This window comes from Xanthomonas vasicola (assembly GCF_000772705.2).
In the GTDB taxonomy this organism is placed as follows: domain Bacteria; phylum Pseudomonadota; class Gammaproteobacteria; order Xanthomonadales; family Xanthomonadaceae; genus Xanthomonas; species Xanthomonas vasicola.
This window is the reverse complement of the sequence record NZ_JSBW02000074.1, coordinates 1-1,631: the sequence shown is the minus strand read 5'-3', so window position 1 is coordinate 1,631 and position 1,631 is coordinate 1. Positions and strand designations below refer to the sequence as shown.

At 55.7% G+C, this 1,631-nt stretch carries 2 protein-coding genes and 1 pseudogene; 1 reads left to right on the top strand and 2 read right to left on the bottom strand.

What is annotated here, in order from left to right; genetic code table 11:
- The coding region (locus tag NX05_RS18480) for a transposase (protein WP_162231368.1) at positions 1–436 on the bottom strand (436 nt) is incomplete at its 3' end.
- 235 nt (positions 437–671) lie between these two features.
- Here NX05_RS18480 and NX05_RS23120 point away from each other — a divergent pair.
- The gene (locus tag NX05_RS23120; RefSeq protein ID WP_249027794.1) at positions 672–1,238 is read left to right on the top strand and encodes a hypothetical protein; all 567 of its coding nucleotides are present in this window, start codon (positions 672–674) and stop codon (positions 1,236–1,238) included.
- 58 nt (positions 1,239–1,296) lie between these two features.
- Here NX05_RS23120 and NX05_RS18475 read toward each other — a convergent pair.
- Positions 1,297–1,503: pseudogene (locus tag NX05_RS18475) on the bottom strand (transposase); the annotation flags it as partial.
- Between the last annotated feature and the right edge of the window lie 128 nt (positions 1,504–1,631).

The following is a 1,631-nucleotide window of genomic DNA, read 5'->3' as shown; positions in this document are numbered from 1 at the left end:
GGTACACCGCCTGCATGGCATGCGCGGCGTTGATGGTGTGCGCCAGCAACTCTTCCATCCCCGCTTCGCCAAGCCGCTGCCGCCAACGCGTCAGCGAGCTGGCATCGCACGGCAAGCGCGTCTGGAACACGACCTCGCCAGTGAAAAACTGCCAGTACGGATTTTCCAGCCAACGCTCGCACACCGCTTCATCGGACAGGTCGTAGGCGTGCTTGAGGTAGAGCAAACCAGCGATCAGCCGCACCGGCAATGCCGGCCGACCGCCACCGGCCGGGGTGGCCGGCAAGCGCGATGAAAGTGCTTGCTCCAACGCCGTCCACGGCATCCGTTGGCTCAGCTGCGCCAGCGGATGCTGCAGATCGATCTGATTCTCCAGACGCGAACGGAACAACTCGTCGGCGGGTCTGTCTTCGGCAGCAGGACGGCGTGTACGCATGGGCGGAAATTGCAAGAAACCAGCCTTCAGCGTAGCGAACACTGGTAGTTTTAGCACGCCGGTGCAGACATCAAGGCCTTGCGGTCGTTGGGTGGTTGGGGTTTTTCAGGGGCGACTAATGAGGTCCACTGGTGCTAGCCAATTAGGCATCTAATTGGTTAGTGCTAATCTGAGCCGATACCTAAGCAGGCTTCAGGACAACACTTGAAGCGCTTTAAATACAATGAGGGCTGTAATGAGAATTTATATGAGTAGTGTGCGGTCCTCAGCTATCGTGGCCTTTTCTATTTTAGTATCCGCCACATTCTGTGATGACGCCCATGGTTCAGAAAAAGTGCTTGACGAACTGGTCTCGCTATTCAGTAGCGGCGTTACTGTTGAAGAGGCTCAGGTCAACAAATTAATTACGGCTGACAAGGCCGAGATTGTCAGGAACGAGCCCCTTCGTCGTCACTATCGAGTTTCATTGAACGATCGGAAGTCACAGGTAACAGCGTTGAGCTTTGGCGTTCATCGCAGTGACGAAAGCTCTCAGGCTTGGACAGTAGGTGCCCTAGCTGTAATTTCTGCTGACAAAAAAGCCCGAGGCTGTGAAAGATATAGCGAAATCGTAAAAAAATATGCTTTTGTGGAAGGCATACGTGAGCCTCGGGCCGCGATAAAAAATGCAGCTTGGACCCAACCAGCGACATTGACGAAAGGGCCGTATAAAATCTATGTCTCGACGACGGACGTGACCTCGCCTTGGGATGGTCTGATCAACGCGACCGGGAAACCAAGCAAACCGCATCCGCCGCGCTGAGGGCGCTCAAATCGCCGATTTTTTGCCGGTTTCGGCCGTTTGCGGGGTGTTGCCTGGATTACAGGCACAGCTTCCCCGCAGCAGGCATTAACGCTTTGCGCGTCAGCCACAGATTCGACAGTGCAAACAGCGTCAGCACCTGTGCGGTGTTCTTCGCCAAACCGCGATAGCGCACCTTGACGTAACCAAACTGACGCTTGATCACCCGAAACGGGTGTTCCACCTTCGCACGCAGGCTGGCCTTGGTGTGCTCCCAGCGCTTGGCCGGTAATCCCCCCGCAGGTTAGCTGACGCCAGAAGTGGAATTTTCTCGTACCCTTTTCCGAGGAGGTTCCATGAAGACATCCCGCTTCACCGACAGCCAGATCATCGCCGTGCTCAAACAGGCCGAGG